The organism is Gordonia sp. NPDC062954 (genome assembly GCF_044543825.1).
GTDB lineage: Bacteria > Actinomycetota > Actinomycetes > Mycobacteriales > Mycobacteriaceae > Gordonia > Gordonia tangerina.
The window spans coordinates 159,407-175,369 of sequence record NZ_JBITWL010000005.1 but is presented as its reverse complement, the minus strand read 5'-3'; the positions used below and the strand labels follow the sequence as shown (position 1 = coordinate 175,369).

Below are 15,963 nucleotides of genomic sequence, written 5' to 3'. Positions count from 1 at the left end.
CGGCAGGTTCCCGATCCGGGAACCCACGGACAGGGCGCCGATGACACTCTCGGATCGAAGGGAAGAGACAACGATGCACTCCACTGAACGTCGTCGGATCCGGCGGCCGCGTCGGCTCGTCGCGATCGCCGCCGCATGCGCATCCGCGATGCTGATCGTCGCCGGCTGTTCCAGCACGGGTGGTGCCCCTGACGATGACGGCGGCGACGGTGGCGGGACCGGCAACGCGGGCACCCCGGAGTTGACGATCGCGATGATCACCCACGAGGTGCCGGGTGACTCGTTCTGGGACCTGATCCGCAAGGGCGCCGAGATGGCCGCCCAGAAGGACAACGTCAATTTGCAGTACTCGTCGGACCCGGAGGCGCCCAATCAGGCCAACCTGGTGCAGACCGCCATCGACAGCAAGGTCGACGGGATCGCGCTGACCCTGGCCAAGCCCGACGCGATGGCTCCGGCCGTGCAACGCGCGATCGACGCCGGCATCCCGGTCGTCGCCTTCAATTCCGGTTTCGACAACTGGAAGGAAATGGGCGTGCAGCAGTACTTCGGCCAAGACGAGACCCTCGCCGGCCGCACTGCCGGCGAACGTCTGACCCAGGAGGGTCGCAAGAAGGTGCTCTGCGTGATCCAGGAGCAGGGGCAGGTCGCACTCGAATCCCGCTGCGCCGGTGTGCGTCAGGGCTTCACCGGAGGTGGCTTCGAGATCCTCAACGTGAACAGCAAGGACATGCCGTCGGTGGAGGCCACGATGACGGCGAAGCTGCAGCAGGATCCGTCCATCGACACCGTGGTGACCCTGGGCGCGCCCATTGCGCAGACCGCGGTGCAATCCAAGGGCAACGCCGGCTCACAGGCCGAGATCGTCACCTTCGACACCAACGCCGCTCTGGTTCCGCTGATCCAGAACGGTGAGGTCAAGTGGGCGGTGGATCAGCAGCCGTACGTGCAGGGCTATGAGGCCGTCGACGCTCTCTGGCTCAACCTCACCAATGCGAACACCATCGGCGGCGGCGAGGCCGTGCTGACCGGACCGGCCTTCATCGACGAGTCGAACATCGACGCCGTGGCCGAATACGCCGAGAACGGCACCCGCTGACGCGGGCCGCTGGAGGGAAACCATGAGTACTCAAGCAGATCTCGACCTGTCCACGCACAAACCCATCACCGACGAACGGGTGAAACGCCAGAAGCCCCTGCAGCGGCTGCTGCTGCGGCCGGAGATCGGCGCGCTGTTCGGTGCGATTGCCATCTTCATCTTCTTCCTCATCGTGGCGCCGCCGTTCCGAACGCCGGAGGCACTCGCGACAGTGCTGTACGCGAGTTCGACGATCGGCATCATGGCCTGCGGGGTCGCGGTGTTGATGATCGGTGGCGAGTTCGACCTCTCCACCGGTGTCGCGGTGACGTTCTCGTCGCTGGCCGCATCGATGCTCGCCTACAACCTGCATCTCAATGTGTGGCTCGGAGCGTTCCTCGCGCTGATCCTGGCGTTGGCCGTCGGCTTCTTCAACGGCTTTCTGGTCATGAAGACGAGGATCCCCTCGTTCCTGATCACACTGTCGACGTTCCTGATGCTCACCGGTATCAACCTGGCGGTCACCAAGCTGGTGACCGGCCAGGTGGCCACCCCGTCGATCTCCGACATGCAGGGATTCGACTCCGCGCACAAGGTGTTCGCCTCGTCGTTCACGCTCTTCGGGGTGTCGGTGCGGATGACTGTGGTGTGGTGGATTCTGTTCACCCTCGTCGCGACCTGGGTGCTGATGCGCACCCGCGTGGGTAACTGGGTCTTCGCGGTCGGCGGCAACCAGGACTCGGCGCGGGCCGTCGGTGTGCCGGTCACCCGAGTCAAGATCGGCATGTTCATGTTCGTCGGCTTCTGTGCCTGGTTCGTCGGCATGCACCTGCTGTTCGCTTTCGACACGGTGCAGTCCGGTCAGGGCGTGGGTAACGAGTTCTTCTACATCATCGCCGCCGTCGTGGGTGGCTGCCTGCTCACCGGTGGGTACGGCACCGCGATCGGTGCGGCCATCGGCGCCTTCATCTTCGGCATGGTCAACCAGGGCATCGTGTATGCCGGATGGAACCCCGACTGGTTCAAATTCTTCATGGGTGCGATGCTGCTGTTCGCGGTGATCGCCAACAACAGTTTCCGCAACTACGCGGCCAAGAGGTGATCGCACAATGAGCTCAGCCATTGAAACCCGTTCCGAGTCGGACTCCAGCGGCGGTAAGGTACCGCTGATCGAGCTCCGGGACGTCGGCAAATCCTACGGCGCGATCATCGCGCTCAAAGGCATCAACCTGCGCGTGCACGCCGGCGAGGTCACCTGCGTGCTCGGCGACAACGGTGCAGGTAAATCCACCCTGATCAAGATCATGGCCGGGCTGCATCAGCAGACCGAAGGCGACCTGCTCATCGACGGTGCCCAAACCCATCTCGAATCGCCGAAGCACGCGCTCGGCAAGGGCATCGCGACCGTCTACCAGGATCTCGCGGTGGTCGGGTTGATGCCGGTGTGGCGCAACTTCTTCCTGGGTCAAGAGCTCCGCAAGGGGCCCTTCCGGATGCTCGACATCCAGTCGATGCGGGCGACGACCAAGGAAGAGCTGTACAAGATGGGCATCGACCTCCCCGACGTGGATGCGCCCATCGGCTCGCTCTCGGGTGGTCAGCGTCAGTGTGTGGCCATTTCGCGGGCCATCTACTTCGGAGCTCGGGTGCTGATCCTCGACGAGCCGACCGCCGCGCTGGGTGTCAAGCAGTCGGGCACCGTGCTGCGCTACATCTCGGCCGCCCGGGATCAGGGTTTCGGCGTCGTGTTCATCACACACAACCCGCATCATGCGCACATGGTGGGCGACCACTTCGTCCTGCTCAATCGTGGGCGCCAGAAGCTGGACTGCACCTACGACGAGATCACGCTCGAGGAGTTGACCCAGCAGATGGCCGGCGGAGACGAGCTCGACACGTTGAGCCACGAGCTGCGGCGCTGAGCCGATGAATCCGCCCGAGGCCCGCTCGGCCGATTCTTGGCCGGGCGGGTCTCGTGGTGGGCTAGTGTTCCGGTGCGGGGCGCGAGGTCGTGACGCGAGTCGTGCGACACAGGTTGTGTGACACACGTTGTGTGACAACAGAAAGAGGTACGCGATGTCGCGGCTGATCGGGGTGGTGTTCGGGGCGACGAGCCCGTTCGAGGCGGATCTGGTCGACCGCCTGTACGCATCCGCCGACGCGGCCGGATATCAACTTGCGCTCGGGCTGCACACATCGTCGCGTGGACGACCGCGCGCGGTCGCCGATCTCGTCGAGCAGGGGTGTGTGGCCGTGATCGTGATCGGTGCGGAATACGACGACCGGTTCGACGTGAAGGTCCCGATCGTGGTGCTCGGCGAACGACTTCCCCACCTGAGGGCGGTCACGGTGGGAACCGACGAGTGGCGCGGTGCGCAGTTGGCGGTGCAGCATCTCATCGACCTCGGGCACACCTCGATCGCGCATGTCGAAGGTGGCGATCACCCGTGTGCGTCAGAGCGCTTGCGTGGCTATCTCGGGGCGATGGCGGCGGCCGGCTACCGCGACGAATGCCGAACCCTGGTGGGTGATTACACCGAGGAAGCGGGTGCGTTGGCCGCCGAACGGCTCCTCGCCGAGGGCGATCTGCCGACTGCGGTCTTCCTGGCCAACGACCGGATGGCGATCGGGTTCATCGACGTCATGCGGCACAGTGGCATCCGGGTGCCCGACGACATGTCGGTCGTCGGTTACGACGATGGGCCGCACGCGGTACTCGGACATCTCAATCTCACCACCATCCGCCAGAACGTACCCGGCCTCGCCGCGGCGGCGGTGGACGCGGTCAAGTCGCTGGTCGGGGATTCTCCGGACCGCCCGGACACAGGTGGGTGCGGGTTCTACGGCGCCCGGTCGCTCGAGCCTGAACTGATGGTCCGCGCGACGACCGCCCCGCCCGACGACGCGCTGTCGGGCTCATCGCAGCCGGACCTGCTCCGCTGGGGACTGCTCGCCGACGAATGCGACGATCATCTGGTGCACGAACTCGGCACACCCGGCGTGCTGACCGGACCCATCGAAGTGGTGGCGAGTTCGTCGACGGCGGTGGCCTGGGAGATCGCCGATCGGCTCGGCATCATGGTCAGCTACGGCATCTACGAAGACCTCATCGATGACCCGGAGATCGACGCGATCTTCATCGCACTGCCGCCCGACGCCCGCGACACCTGGGCGCACAAGGCCCGCGAGGCGGGCAAGGTGGTACGCACGCGCGACGCCAGCTAAGAGTTCTTCCCCCAGAGATCATTTCGTCCCCCACAAGCAGGAGGGGGACGAAACGATACCCGGGGGAAGAACTCTATGACGTCTACCGAGGAACGCTCAGGCGGCGTCGTCGAGCCGAGTGCGTTCCTCAAGTTCCTCGATCGCATTGCGCGCGAATACCTGTTGTTCGGTGACGGCCAGCTGCGTACGACTGCGGCTGGTGAACGCGAAGAACCAGTCGACGAGTGTGGTGAACCGGTTGCGGAAGCCCACGAGGTAGACCAGATGCAGCACCAGCCACCCGATCCAGGCCAGGAAACCCGCGAGCTCGATGTGGCCGGAGGTGCCCGGAACGGGGATCTTCGCCACCGCGCTGAAGCGGGCGATGGTGGCCATCGAGCCCTTGTCCCAGTAGGAGAACGGTTTCCGCGCCTCGGGTGACGTGCCCTTGAGGCCGTCCTTGATCGCCGATGCGGCGTACTTCGCGCCCTGGATCGCGCCCTGCGCCATACCCGGGACGCCGTCGACGGCCATCATGTCGCCGACGACGAAGACCTCGGGATGACCGGGCAGCGTCAGATCGGTGCCCACCTTCACCCGGCCGGCCCGATCGAGTTCGACGCCGCTCTGCTCGGCCAACTGGCGTCCCAATGGGCTGGCCGCCACACCGGCCGACCACACCTTGCACTGGCTCTCGATGCGTCGACGCGTGCCGTCGGCGTCGGTGACCACCAGGCCGTGGTAGTCCATGTCGACGACCATCGCACCCAGCTGGATGTCGACGCCATTGCGCGCCAACCGGTCCGTGGCCCGCTTGCTGAGCTTTCCGCCGTAGGGTGGCAGCACGGTGGGCGCGGCGTCGAGCAGGATCACCCGCGCATCGGCCGAGTCGATGTTGCGGAACGCGCCACGCAGAGTGCGGTTGGCCATCTCGGCGATCTGCCCGGCCATTTCCACACCGGTCGCACCGGCACCGATGACCACGAAGGTCAACAGGCGCGCCCGCTCCTCGGGGTCGGTGGACAGTTCGGCCTGCTCGAACGCGCCGAGAATGCGACCGCGCAACTCGAGTGCGTCGTCGATGGTTTTGAGGCCCGGGGCGAACTCGGCGAACCGGTCGTTGCCGAAGTAGGACTGATCAGCACCCGCGGCCACGATGAGGCTGTCGTAAGGCGTGGTGGTGACGCGCTCGAGTAGTCGGCTGGTAATCGTGTGACCGTCGAGATCGATGGACTCCACGTCACCGAGCACCACACGCACGTTGTCCTGCTTGCGCAGGATCACTCGCAGCGGGGGAGCGATCTGTCCCTCAGAGATGACTCCGGTGGCGACCTGATACAGCAGCGGTTGGAACAGGTGATGGGTGGTGCGGGCGATCACCGTGACGTCGACGTCGGCCTTCGCCAACTGTCGTGCGGCGGTCAGTCCGCCGAATCCGGATCCGATGATGACGACGCGATGGCGGGCGCCGTTCATGTCGGGTTGCGTGCGGGAATTCATGGCAACTGTCCTCCAGCGTTCACCGTCGCAGACACCCAGGCGGTCGATGTCTGACTCAGTTCGCTCCACGCCGGTCGATCCCGGCTACGCCAGTCGCGATTTCTGATGCTACCCAAGACAACGGCCGCGGCGCGACCCGATATTCCTCGGGTAGATCACTTGTGTGTACGGGGGTCTGGTCTCGATACGCGACTGGCTCGCTGCGCTGGCACGTCGCTACTCGACCAGCATTGGGCGGTGGTCGGGCGGTCGGGTTCGGGCGCGTCGGTTTGCGGCCGGCGGGGACGTTCCCCTGTCGCTGATCGAGTAGTCCGAGCCGCCAGGCGAGGACGTATCGAGATCCCCGCAGCGCGACTCGCACCACTCACCTCGGGTGCAGGCCGATCGCCCGGTACGCGGCGTCGAGGTAGCGCATGTTCTCCACCGCGTCGTCGAGGTCGATGGGCAGCGCCGCACCGGTGCGTACCGCGTCGGCGAACGCCTCGAGTTGGTAGGTGTAGGTCGACCGGGTGCCGAGCCGTTCGACTCCGACCGTGCCGTCCCTCGAGGACACGATGGTCAGCCGATCGTCGCGGTTCGGGGCCAGATAGTCGTGCAGGAACAGGCTGCCTTCGTCACCGACGATCCGCAGGCTGAACACGAACTCGCCGGCCACCATGGACACCGCGTGCAGGCCGGCGGCGCCGTTGGGGTAGCGAAGATCCAGCACGCAGGACTCGTCGATCTGCGGGCTGGCCAGCGACGCGCGGCCGCCGGTGATCTCCGGCGGCCCACCACACCAGCGGCCGAGCAGGCGCGACACGTGCAGCGAATAGCAGCCCAAGTCCATCAACGCACCGCCGGCGAGGTCGTAGGACCATCGCGGATCGTTGTCGTCGGGAGGCGGCATGGCCATCACCACTTCGACGTGCGCGATGTCGCCGATCGCACCCGCGTCGAGCAGTTCAGTGGTGCGTGCCATCAACGGGTGGAACAGGTAGTGAAAACCCTCGAGGACCACAACGTCGGCTGCGCGCGCCGCGGCCGCCACCTCCTGTGCCTCGGATTCGTTCCGTGCGAAGGGTTTCTCCGAGAGCACCGGTTTCCCGGCCCGGATCGCGGCGAGGTTCCACGGCCCGTGCAACGCGTTGGCGAGAGGGTTGTAGATGACATCGACCTCGGGGTCGTCGATCACCGCGGCATAGGAGTCGAGTACCCGCTCGACCCCGTACTTGTCGGCGAACGCCTCGGCACGACCGCGGTCGCGTGCGGCGACGGCCACCAATCGGTGTCCCAGCGTGCGGGCGGGCCCGACGATGGCCGACTCGGCGATCCGGGACGCGCCGAGCAGTCCGATCCGCAACGGTTCGGTCACCTCGGTCACACCCGCACCGGACGTGCAGCGGCCTTGCGCAGGAACGACATCGAGACCGCCACGTTACCTGCGGCGGCATCGCCGTCGGTTTCGTCGGTGAGGATGGTGTCCTGTTCGAGCACGTACCAGCCGTCGAACCCGGCGTCGACGAGCGTCGCGACGACCTTGGCGATCTTGGCCTCGCCCGCGCCGAGGGGCACGTACATCCCCTGCGCCACCGCGTCGGTGTAGGTCATTTCGCCGCGCTGCACCTTCTCGGCGAGCTCGATCCTGACGTCTTTGAGGTGGGCGTGGGTGATGCGGTCGGTGTAGGCCTGCGTCATCTCCAGCGGGTCGGTCCCGCCGATCAGCAGGTGACCGGTGTCGAGGCAGAGTCCGATGGTGGTGTTCTCCAATACCCGATACACCTCGTCGCGCTGCTCGACCATGGTGCCGACGTGCGGATGCAGCGCGGCGGTGACCCCTCGGGACGCGGCCAGTGCTCCGAGCCGATCCAGGTTGGCCAGCAACGTGTTCCACTGCACCTCGGTGAGGTCGGGACGATCGTCGTATCCGTCGACGCCGGTGGCCGCGGCCAGCACCAGTACGTCACCGCCGGAGGTCTCCAGGCGGTCGAGCACCTCGTTCACCGCAGGAGCGGGATCGTGGTCGGCCTGGTGCAGCACCACTGGAACGAAGGACCCCACACACCGCAGGTCGTAGGCTGCCAGCGTGTCGCGCAGTTGCGCCGGGGCCGATGGCAGGAAGCCTTCGGGGCCTGTCTCGGCTGCGGTGACGCCGAGCTCACGCATCTCGCCGAGGACGCGTTCGGGGCTGAGTTGGTATCCCCATCCGGGGACTTCGCAGACACCCCACGAGATGGGGGCGGCGGCGATGCGGAGGTCAGTTGTAGTCATCGATGAATCCCTTTGGTGGTGCTCGGTGGTCTGGTGGTGCCCGGTCGTCGGATGAGTTCGTGCGACGGCGTCAGCGTGCTGGTACCAGCATGTCCCGGATCTCCTCGATCGGGACCGGCCGGCCGGTGTCGACCGACCGGGTGGCGGCTTCGGCGATCAACGAGACCTCCAGCGCATCGTGTGCGGTGCATGGTGCCGATGTCGTCGGGTTCGTCGACGGGTCCATCACCGATGCGCAGAAGGCAGCGAGTTCGGCGCGATAGGCGGCGGCGAATCGGTCCATGAAGAACCGGTGCGGTGCTGCGGCGGGAAAAGCGCAGTCGGCCTGCATGTTCCGTACCGGGGTGGCGGGGTCCCACCCGGCGACGACGCTGTCGGTGCTGCCGTGAACTTCCAGGCGGCAGTCGTAGCCGCGCGCGTTGTATCGGGTCACCGACACCACGCCGATCGTGCCGCGGGCGAATCGCAGCAGGATCGATGCGGAGTCCACATCGCCGACCTCGGCGAACAGCGGATCGCCCTGGTTGCTGCCGGTGGCGTACACCTCCACCACCTCGTCATCGAGAAGCCAACGGACGGTGTCGAAATCGTGTACGGCGCAATCCCGGAAGATCCCGCCCGACGCCGCGATGTACTCGGCCGGTGGAGGTGCCGGGTCCAGCGTCGTCGACCGCACCGTGGTGATGAAGCCGAGTTCGCCGGCATCGACGGCTGTGCGGGCAGCCGCCATCGCGGGATCGAACCTACGGTTGTAGCCGATCGTCACCGGGACGTCGGTGTCGGCGACGCGGGCGACGACCTCGGCCGACTCGGACACCGACAACGCGATGGGTTTCTCGCACAGGGTGGGAATCCCTGCGGCGATGGCCTTCTCGATGAGTTCGGCGTGCGTGGGGGTGGCGCTGGCGATGACCACCGCGTCGACCCCGGAGTTGAACAGGCTGTCGGCATCGGAGGCGGCCCGTGCCGAGGCCAACCGGTCGGTGGTCGTCGCCACCGCCGCCGGATTCGCGTCGGTCACCACGAGCTCGTCCACCGACGGCAAAGCGGTGAGCGTGTCGGCGTGGAAGCCGCCGATCCGCCCGAGTCCGATGACCCCTACGGTCAGTCCCATCAGTCGATTCCTCCCATCACGATCTGGTCCCAGTCGATGACCGACCCGGTGACCACTCCGCTGCGCTCCGAGAGCAGAAAGACCACGAAGTCCGCGATCTCGTCGGGTTGTCCGAGCTTGCCCATCGGCACCGACGCGTTGGCGTCGTCGATCCAGCTGTCGTCGGCGCCGTGAAAGCGCTTCTGGATGTCGGCCTCGCCCTCGGTCTCGGTCCAGCCGATGTTGAGTCCGTTGATGCGGATACGGTCCCAGCGGTGGGCATGGGCGGCGTTCTTGGTCAGACCGACCAACCCGGCCTTGGTCGCCGAGTACGGCGCCAGAAACGATTGTCCGCCATGGGATGACATCGTGATGATGTTGACGATGCTGCCCGGCGCGTTGCGGCCGACCATGTCGGCCACGGCGGCCTGCATGGTGAAGAACGGGGCCCGCAGGTTGACGGCGACGTGGCTGTCGAAGAGTTCGGGGGTGGTGTCGAGCAGGCTGCCGCGTGTGGTCGTGCCCGCCGCGTTCACCAGGGCATCGATGCGACCGAATTCGGCGATGGTGTCCGCCACGGAGCCGGTCGCTGCGCGCGGATCGGTGAGATCGGCGTGCACGAATCGCACCGGTGCGCCGTTGAACTCGGCGGCGAGTGACTTGCCTTTCTCAGTGTTGCGGCCGCTGAACACGACCGAGGCGCCGGCGTCGACGGCAGCGCGCACGATCGCGGCGCCGACGCCTTGCGTGCCGCCGCTGACCAGTAGTGCCTTGTCGGCCAACAGGTTGCTGCGGTGTCGTGGTTGATCATTCATTTCGGTGACGTCCTTGTCGGGAGAGCTCGGGTCAGGCGATGTGGCGGCGATCCAGTGCCGATAGCTCGGCGTCGAACTGCGCCGCGTCGAGTCCGTCGGCGATGGCCCGGGCGAACAATTCGGCCTGGGATTCTCCGGTCAACCCGGTCAACGGCTGGTCGAGATCGAGATTGCTGGGGAAGGGGTACCCCTCGGCCGACGCGGCGATCACGTTCGCGACCGCGCGATCGTCGGCGGTGCCGGCCAGCGTCTGTACCGACGGATAGATCCACCGCATGACCGCGGAGCGGTCCACGGCGTCCATCGCGCGGCCGAACGCCGAGGACACCTGTAGCAGATTCGCCATCCGCCTGATGTCCGACGATGTGTTGTGGCCGGCCGCGTGGAACAGGGCGGGGTTGAAGAAGACGGCATCGCCCGCCTGCAGGGGGAGCTGGACATAGTTCTGGGCGAAGTGTTCGCGGAACTCCGGCAGGTTGAAAGCGAGATATCCCTGCTCATAGGTCTGTGAGTACGGCAGATACATCGTTGGGCCGGACTCGATCGGCATGTCGACGTGGGCGACGGCGCCCTGCAGGGTCAGCGCGGGCGAGAGGCGGTGGATGTGGGCACGGAATGTCGCGGCGGTGTCGGTGGACATGAAGCCGAGGTGATAGTCGCGGTGCGGGTTCTGCGCCTCTCCACCCGGATTGACGACGTTGATCGCCGAGGTCACCTGATACCACGGACCCAGCCACGCCTCGCTGATCAGATTGAGGACGTCGTTGGAGTAGTAGCGGGTGAACAGTTCCGGCGCCCGTTGGGCGAACTTCTGCAATGCATTCCAGATGCGGTCGTTGGCGCCGGGTTTGGCGAAATGGTCGCCGTTGGCGACGCCGGCCGCACGCTGGTCGGCAATGATTTCGGTGAAGACCTCGGTGGATTCGGTGAGCGCATGGCGGTTGTCGAATGCGCTGGTGAACACCACGATGCCGGGGCCATTGAGCAGCGCATCGGCGAGTTCATCGGACAGGACCGCGCGGTCCTCGCCCGACAGGGCGGTCACGGCGGCCGAATCGTAGAAGAGAACCCCGCGCTCGGTGCTCGCGGCGTGCGGATAGTCGGCGAGGTCGGTGGTGCGCCGGGTGGCCGCGATGAAGTCGTCGAGGCTGCACTCGCTCGCAGAGATCCGGTCGGCCCGGGGCGTCCGGGCGCTGCTGATGGTGCCTGCGCTGCGTACGGTCATCGCGCGCTCCTTGTCGGTGGTCGAGCCAGGTTTCTGGCCGGTGGTCGTGGGGTGGATCGGGCCCTCGGCGATTCCGCCGTGATCACGTCACCAAGAATGGCAAGATCCTATTGTCCGGACAAGAGCGTATTTCCATCAAGAATCCCTCAGGAGTGGGGCGTGCCACATCGTTATCCCGTACGCGAGATCGCGCGTCAGGCCGGCGTGAGTGAGGCGACGGTCGATCGGGTGCTGCACCAACGTCCCGGCGTACGGGAGGGCACGGTCCTGCAGGTCGAACAGGCCATCGCAGACCTCGATCGGCAGCGCACCCAGCTGCGGTTGTCAGGTCGGCGGTTCTTGATCGACGTGGTCATGGAGACGCCTCGACAGTTCTCCGGTCTGGTCCGCGACGCCTTGGAGCAGGAACTGCCGGGGCTGCGGCCCGCGGTGATGCGGGCCCGCTTCCATCTGCGGGAAACCTGGCGGACCGGCGAGTTGATCGCGCAACTGGACACCATCGCCCGTCAGGGCAGCCACGCCGTGGTGCTCAAGGCGCCGGACACACCGGAGATCGCGGCGGCCATCGGCCGACTCACCGCCGCGCGCATCCCCGTCATCACCCTGGTCACCGACGTGCCGATGAGTACCCGGATCGCCTACGTCGGGATGGACAACCGAGCGGCCGGTGCCACCGCGGCGTATCTGATGTGCCAGTGGCTGCGTCGCGTCGACGTCGACGTGTTGGTGCTGACCAGTAGTTCGATGTCGCGCGGTGAGGAGGAACGCGAGATGGGTTTCCGGTCGGTGATGCGCAGCCACGACCCGAACCGCCGGATCGTCGAGGTGACCGATTCCGACGGACTCGACGAGACGTGCGCGGCGCTCACGGCACGGGTTCTCGACGCGAATGCCGATGTGGGGGCGGTTTATTCGATCGGCGGTGGCAATCGAGGGATCGTCTCGGCATTTCGTACCGCGAACCGTACGTGCGAGGTTTTCATCGGGCACGACCTCGGTGACGCCAACCGCACCCTGCTGCTCAGCGGGCACCTGACCGCGGTCCTGCACCACGATCTGCGTGCCGACATGCGCCAGGTCGCGCAGCTGGTGATGCGCTATCACGGCGCACTGCCGGGTGATCAGCGGCCGGTGGCATCGGGGATCCACGTGATCACGCCGTACAACCTTCCTGACGCGTGAGGATGCGACGGATCTCCGCTCCCATGGCGATCGCCGATAAGGTGAGTCGGCCACCCGTCGGACGGAGGATGATGCCCATGAGCTCGATCGGCGATGCAGACGACCAGGACGGCGCCCCGGGGCAGCAGCCGGCATCGAGTACCGACGAGGTGACCGCCCAGAGCGTGCGGCCGAGCACCACCGCCGAACTGCATCCCGATCGCGCCGAGGGCGTCGTCTACCTGAAGCTGATCGGACTGGGCGCGGTGATCGGCATCCCGGCCGCTCTGTTGGCGTGGGGATTTCTCGGACTCGTGCATTGGCTCGAGGATCTGATGTGGACCGATCTGCCGCGGCATCTCGGAGTCGACGAAGCACCCTGGTATCTGGTGCTCGGACTTCCGGTGGCCGGGGCCATCGTGGTCGCGATGGCGACGGCATTCCTCCCCGGCGGAGGCGGTCACTCGCCGCTCGACGGGGTCGGCGTGACCCCGACCCCGTGGCAGTATGCGCCCGGCATCGCACTCGCGGCGATCGGCACCCTCGCGTTCGGTGCGGTGCTCGGTCCGGAGGCGCCACTGATCGCCTTGGGGTCTGCGGTCGGCATGGTGGTGGTGCCGTTCGTGCGACTCCCGGAACAGGGGCATCGGGTGCTGGCCACCGCCGGCTCGTTCTCGGCGGTGTCGGCGCTGTTCGGTGGGCCGCTGGTGGCCGGACTGCTGCTGCTCGAGGCCGGCCTGGCGGCCGGGGCGGCGTTGCTGCCCGCACTGCTGCCGGGGCTGGTGGCTGCGGCTGTCGGCTATGTCGTGTTCATCGGACTCGGCGACTGGGGCGGGCTCGGCGTCATGTCGATGGCGGTTCCGCAGATGCCCGACTACGTCGGCACCCGCATCATCGATCTGCTGCTCGCCATCGTCGTCGGCGTGCTGGCGAGCGTGATCATGTTCCAGGTCAAGAAGGCCGGCACATTCGTCGACAAGGCCGCATCGATCGACAAGCGCCGCCGCTACGGCATCCTCGTCGCGGGCGGCGTCGCGGTGGGGGTGTTGGCATTGATCGCCCGGGCCCTCGGTGCCGACATCGACGACGTGTTGTTCTCCGGACAGACCGCCGTGCCGATGGTTCTGGCCGAGAGCGGGGTCGGCGCACTCGTGGTGATCATCGCGTTCAAGGCGATCGCCTACGCGGTCTGTTTGGGCTGCGGATTCCGTGGCGGTCCGGTGTTTCCGGCGATCTTCATCGGGGTGGCCATCGCGTCGATAGGCTGTCTGCTCTTCGACTGCTCCATCACCTGGGCGCTGGCGGTCGGAGCCGCGGCCGGGATGACGGCCGGCACCGGATTCGTATTCAGCGCGTTGTTGTTCAGCGTGCTGCTGACCGGTTCGGTCGGCCTCGACGCCACGCCTGCGGCGGTGCTGGGTGTCATCGCCGCCTGGCTGACGACCGCCGCACTGTCCCGTCGTCGGCAGTCCGGCGGTTCGGCGGCCGAGGTGGTCACCTGAGGGTGACGCGCGCCGGCGGGCGCCTGTGGGAAACCTGGTCCGAACAATATTTGTTATGACATACTGACACGATGGCGGACCAGATCATGCAGATCCCGGTCGAGCTCGACCGGTCCACGCCGGTCCCGCTCTACCACCAGCTTGCCCAGGCCATCGAGGCCGCGATCGTCCGGGGTGACCTCGGTCCCGGGGATCGACTGGAGAACGAACTCGATATGGCCGGCCGGCTCAAACTGTCGCGGCCGACGATCCGACAGGCGATCCAGGAGCTCGTCGACAAGGGTGTGGTGGTGCGCAAGAGGGGGGTCGGCACACAGGTGGTGCAGAATCCGGTGCACCGTTCGGTCGAGCTGACCAGTCTCTACGACGATCTGACGACCGCGGGGATGCACCCCACCACCCAGCTGCTCGAGTATCGGATCGGCACGCCCGACGAGGAGTTGCGCACCGAGCTGGGTTTGCCGGTAGGGGCCGAGTCGGTGACAGTCAAACGTCTGCGCTGTGCCGGCGGAGAACCCCTGGCCCTGATGATCAACCATCTGCCGGCCGACATCTGCCCGCCCGCCGGAGAACTCGAGAGTGGTGGCCTCTACAAGGGTTTGCGTGGACGGGGTGTGCACATCCGGCTTGCGCGGCAACGTATTGGGGCCAAGGCGGCCGACGCCGACGAGGCGGCACTGCTCGGCGACGAACCTGGGTCGCCGTTGCTGACCATGCAGCGCACGGCCTTCGACGACGCGGGCAAGGTGGTCGAGGTGGGTCGGCACGCGTACCGGGCCGATCGGTATTTCTTCGAGACGACGGTGGTGGATCGCTGAGCCCCGCTGAGTGAGTGGGTAACCCGGTGATCGGGTAGCGGCCGAGGCGCCGACCGAGGTCGTGTATCGAGATCACTCGTGTGTCGCCAGTGGTCTCGATACGCCGCTCGCCCTAGGGGGCTCGCGGCTACTCGACCAGCGGTTGGTGGCTTGGTGGGTCGGACTAGTCGACCTGCGGGGTGGTGCGGTTCGGGCTACTCGACCAGCGGTAAGTGGCCCGGGCGTGTGCTACGCGACTTGCGCCTCGGCTGAGGTGACCAGTGGGTCTGGGGCCTACTCGGCCGGCTGATCGTCGGGGACCTCGTTCTCCTCGGCCACCTGTCCGGAGACCGCGAGCAGGAGCTGCCGCACCGCCATTGCGCGGCGATACGACGCGCCGGCGAGTTTGTCGAGCGCACACTCCGGATCGGCGGGCGGACCCAGATGCGTACAGCCGCGGGGACAGTCGTCGATGGCCTCACGCAGGTCGTCGAAGGCGTCGACGATGTCGTCGAGTCCGACGTGGGCGAGCCCGAACGATCGGATACCGGGTGTGTCCACCACCCAGCCTTGGGGCGACGAGTCCGCGCCGGGCAGGGGCAACACCACCGATTGCGTCGAGGTATGCCGGCCCTTGCCGACCCCGGACACCACGCCGGTGGCCCGCTCTGCTTGCGGCACAAGACGATTGACCAAAGTGGATTTGCCTACCCCGGAATGGCCGACGAGCGCGGTGAGCCGGCCGGTGAGGATGGCGGTGATCTCGTCGAGCGCGTCGTCGCGGCCGCCGAGCACGATCGGCAGGTCGAGATCGGCGAAGGCTCTGGTGAATTCGGCGGGATCGGCGAGATCGGACTTCGTCAGGCACAGGATCGGTGTCAGGCCGCCGACGTAGGCGGCGGCCAACGCGCGTTCCACGAATCCGGTGCGCGGTGGTGGATCGGCCAATGCGGTGACGATCAACAGTTGGTCGGCATTGGCCACCACGATGCGTTCATACGGGTCGGTGTCGTCGGCGGTGCGGCGCAGCACGGTGGTGCGGTCGGCGACCTTGACGATGCGCGCCAGCGTGTCCGGCCGACCGGACAGATCGCCGACCACCGACACCTGATCGCCGACGACGACCGGCGTGCGGCCCAGTTCCCGTGCGCGCATCGCGGTGACCCGACGGTCCGGGTCGCCGTCGAGGACGCAGCCCCAGCGGCCACGGTCGACCGACACGACCATGGCCGAGCGGGCGTCGTCGTGGCTCGGTCGTTGTTTCGTGCGCGGTCGGCTGCCCTTGCCAGGACGTATCCGGACGTCGGATTCGTCGTAGCTCGAGGCGCGCCGACTCAC

General features: G+C 66.8%; 14 protein-coding genes. 7 read left to right on the top strand and 7 right to left on the bottom strand.

The features are described from left to right. Positions 1-73: 73 nt before the first annotated feature. From ACIGKQ_RS07605 to ACIGKQ_RS07590, 4 genes are all read left to right on the top strand, one after another. On the top strand, positions 74-1,099 hold the full coding sequence (locus ACIGKQ_RS07605) for a substrate-binding domain-containing protein (RefSeq protein WP_235725112.1): 1,026 nt from the start codon (positions 74-76) through the stop codon (positions 1,097-1,099). Between the two features lie 22 nt (positions 1,100-1,121). Beyond that, positions 1,122-2,180, top strand: coding sequence for an ABC transporter permease (locus ACIGKQ_RS07600; protein ID WP_235725111.1), 1,059 nt, complete (start codon positions 1,122-1,124; stop codon positions 2,178-2,180). A 7-nt stretch (positions 2,181-2,187) separates the two neighbouring features. Beyond that, on the top strand, positions 2,188-3,000 hold the full coding sequence (locus tag ACIGKQ_RS07595) for an ATP-binding cassette domain-containing protein (protein WP_235725110.1): 813 nt from the start codon (positions 2,188-2,190) through the stop codon (positions 2,998-3,000). Between the two features lie 154 nt (positions 3,001-3,154). Next, complete coding sequence (locus ACIGKQ_RS07590) at positions 3,155-4,303, top strand: substrate-binding domain-containing protein (RefSeq protein ID WP_235725109.1); 1,149 nt, start codon at positions 3,155-3,157, stop codon at positions 4,301-4,303. A 96-nt stretch (positions 4,304-4,399) separates the two neighbouring features. Here the strand turns inward: ACIGKQ_RS07590 and ACIGKQ_RS07585 are convergent, their stop codons facing one another. From ACIGKQ_RS07585 to ACIGKQ_RS07560, 6 genes are all read right to left on the bottom strand, one after another. Next, on the bottom strand, positions 4,400-5,782 hold the full coding sequence (locus tag ACIGKQ_RS07585) for an NAD(P)/FAD-dependent oxidoreductase (protein ID WP_235725108.1): 1,383 nt from the start codon (positions 5,780-5,782) through the stop codon (positions 4,400-4,402). 364 nt (positions 5,783-6,146) lie between these two features. Next, positions 6,147-7,145, bottom strand: coding sequence for a Gfo/Idh/MocA family protein (locus tag ACIGKQ_RS07580; RefSeq protein WP_235725107.1), 999 nt, complete (start codon positions 7,143-7,145; stop codon positions 6,147-6,149). After that, positions 7,142-8,032 carry a sugar phosphate isomerase/epimerase gene (locus ACIGKQ_RS07575; protein ID WP_235725106.1) on the bottom strand — a complete coding sequence of 297 codons (891 nt, stop codon included), beginning with the start codon at positions 8,030-8,032 and terminating at the stop codon, positions 7,142-7,144. Before ACIGKQ_RS07575 ends, ACIGKQ_RS07580 begins: the two co-directional genes overlap by 4 nt. A 70-nt stretch (positions 8,033-8,102) precedes the next feature. Beyond that, positions 8,103-9,146, bottom strand: coding sequence for a Gfo/Idh/MocA family oxidoreductase (locus ACIGKQ_RS07570; protein WP_235725105.1), 1,044 nt, complete (start codon positions 9,144-9,146; stop codon positions 8,103-8,105). Beyond that, positions 9,146-9,940 carry an SDR family oxidoreductase gene (locus tag ACIGKQ_RS07565; RefSeq protein ID WP_235725104.1) on the bottom strand — a complete coding sequence of 265 codons (795 nt, stop codon included), beginning with the start codon at positions 9,938-9,940 and terminating at the stop codon, positions 9,146-9,148. Before ACIGKQ_RS07565 ends, ACIGKQ_RS07570 begins: the two co-directional genes overlap by 1 nt. Positions 9,941-9,971: 31 nt before the next feature. Continuing rightward, positions 9,972-11,165, bottom strand: a complete 1,194-nt coding sequence (locus ACIGKQ_RS07560) for a phytanoyl-CoA dioxygenase family protein (RefSeq protein ID WP_235725103.1) — start codon at positions 11,163-11,165, stop codon at positions 9,972-9,974. 159 nt (positions 11,166-11,324) lie between these two features. Here ACIGKQ_RS07560 and ACIGKQ_RS07555 point away from each other — a divergent pair, with 159 nt between their 5' ends. The 3 genes from ACIGKQ_RS07555 (at position 11,325) to ACIGKQ_RS07545 (ending at position 14,646) form a co-directional block, all read left to right on the top strand. Further along, a complete protein-coding gene (locus ACIGKQ_RS07555) occupies positions 11,325-12,347 on the top strand; it encodes a LacI family DNA-binding transcriptional regulator (RefSeq protein ID WP_235725102.1) in 1,023 nt (340 codons plus the stop codon). 77 nt (positions 12,348-12,424) lie between these two features. Further along, entirely contained in the window at positions 12,425-13,828 is a 1,404-nt protein-coding gene (locus ACIGKQ_RS07550) for a chloride channel protein (protein ID WP_235725101.1), read from the top strand. An 86-nt stretch (positions 13,829-13,914) separates the two neighbouring features. Further along, the gene (locus ACIGKQ_RS07545) at positions 13,915-14,646 is read left to right on the top strand and encodes a GntR family transcriptional regulator (RefSeq protein ID WP_235725130.1); all 732 of its coding nucleotides are present in this window, start codon (positions 13,915-13,917) and stop codon (positions 14,644-14,646) included. Positions 14,647-14,919: 273 nt separating this feature from the next. Here the strand turns inward: ACIGKQ_RS07545 and rsgA are convergent, their stop codons facing one another. Further along, the gene (rsgA, locus tag ACIGKQ_RS07540; RefSeq protein ID WP_235725100.1) at positions 14,920-15,963 is read right to left on the bottom strand and encodes a ribosome small subunit-dependent GTPase A; all 1,044 of its coding nucleotides are present in this window, start codon (positions 15,961-15,963) and stop codon (positions 14,920-14,922) included.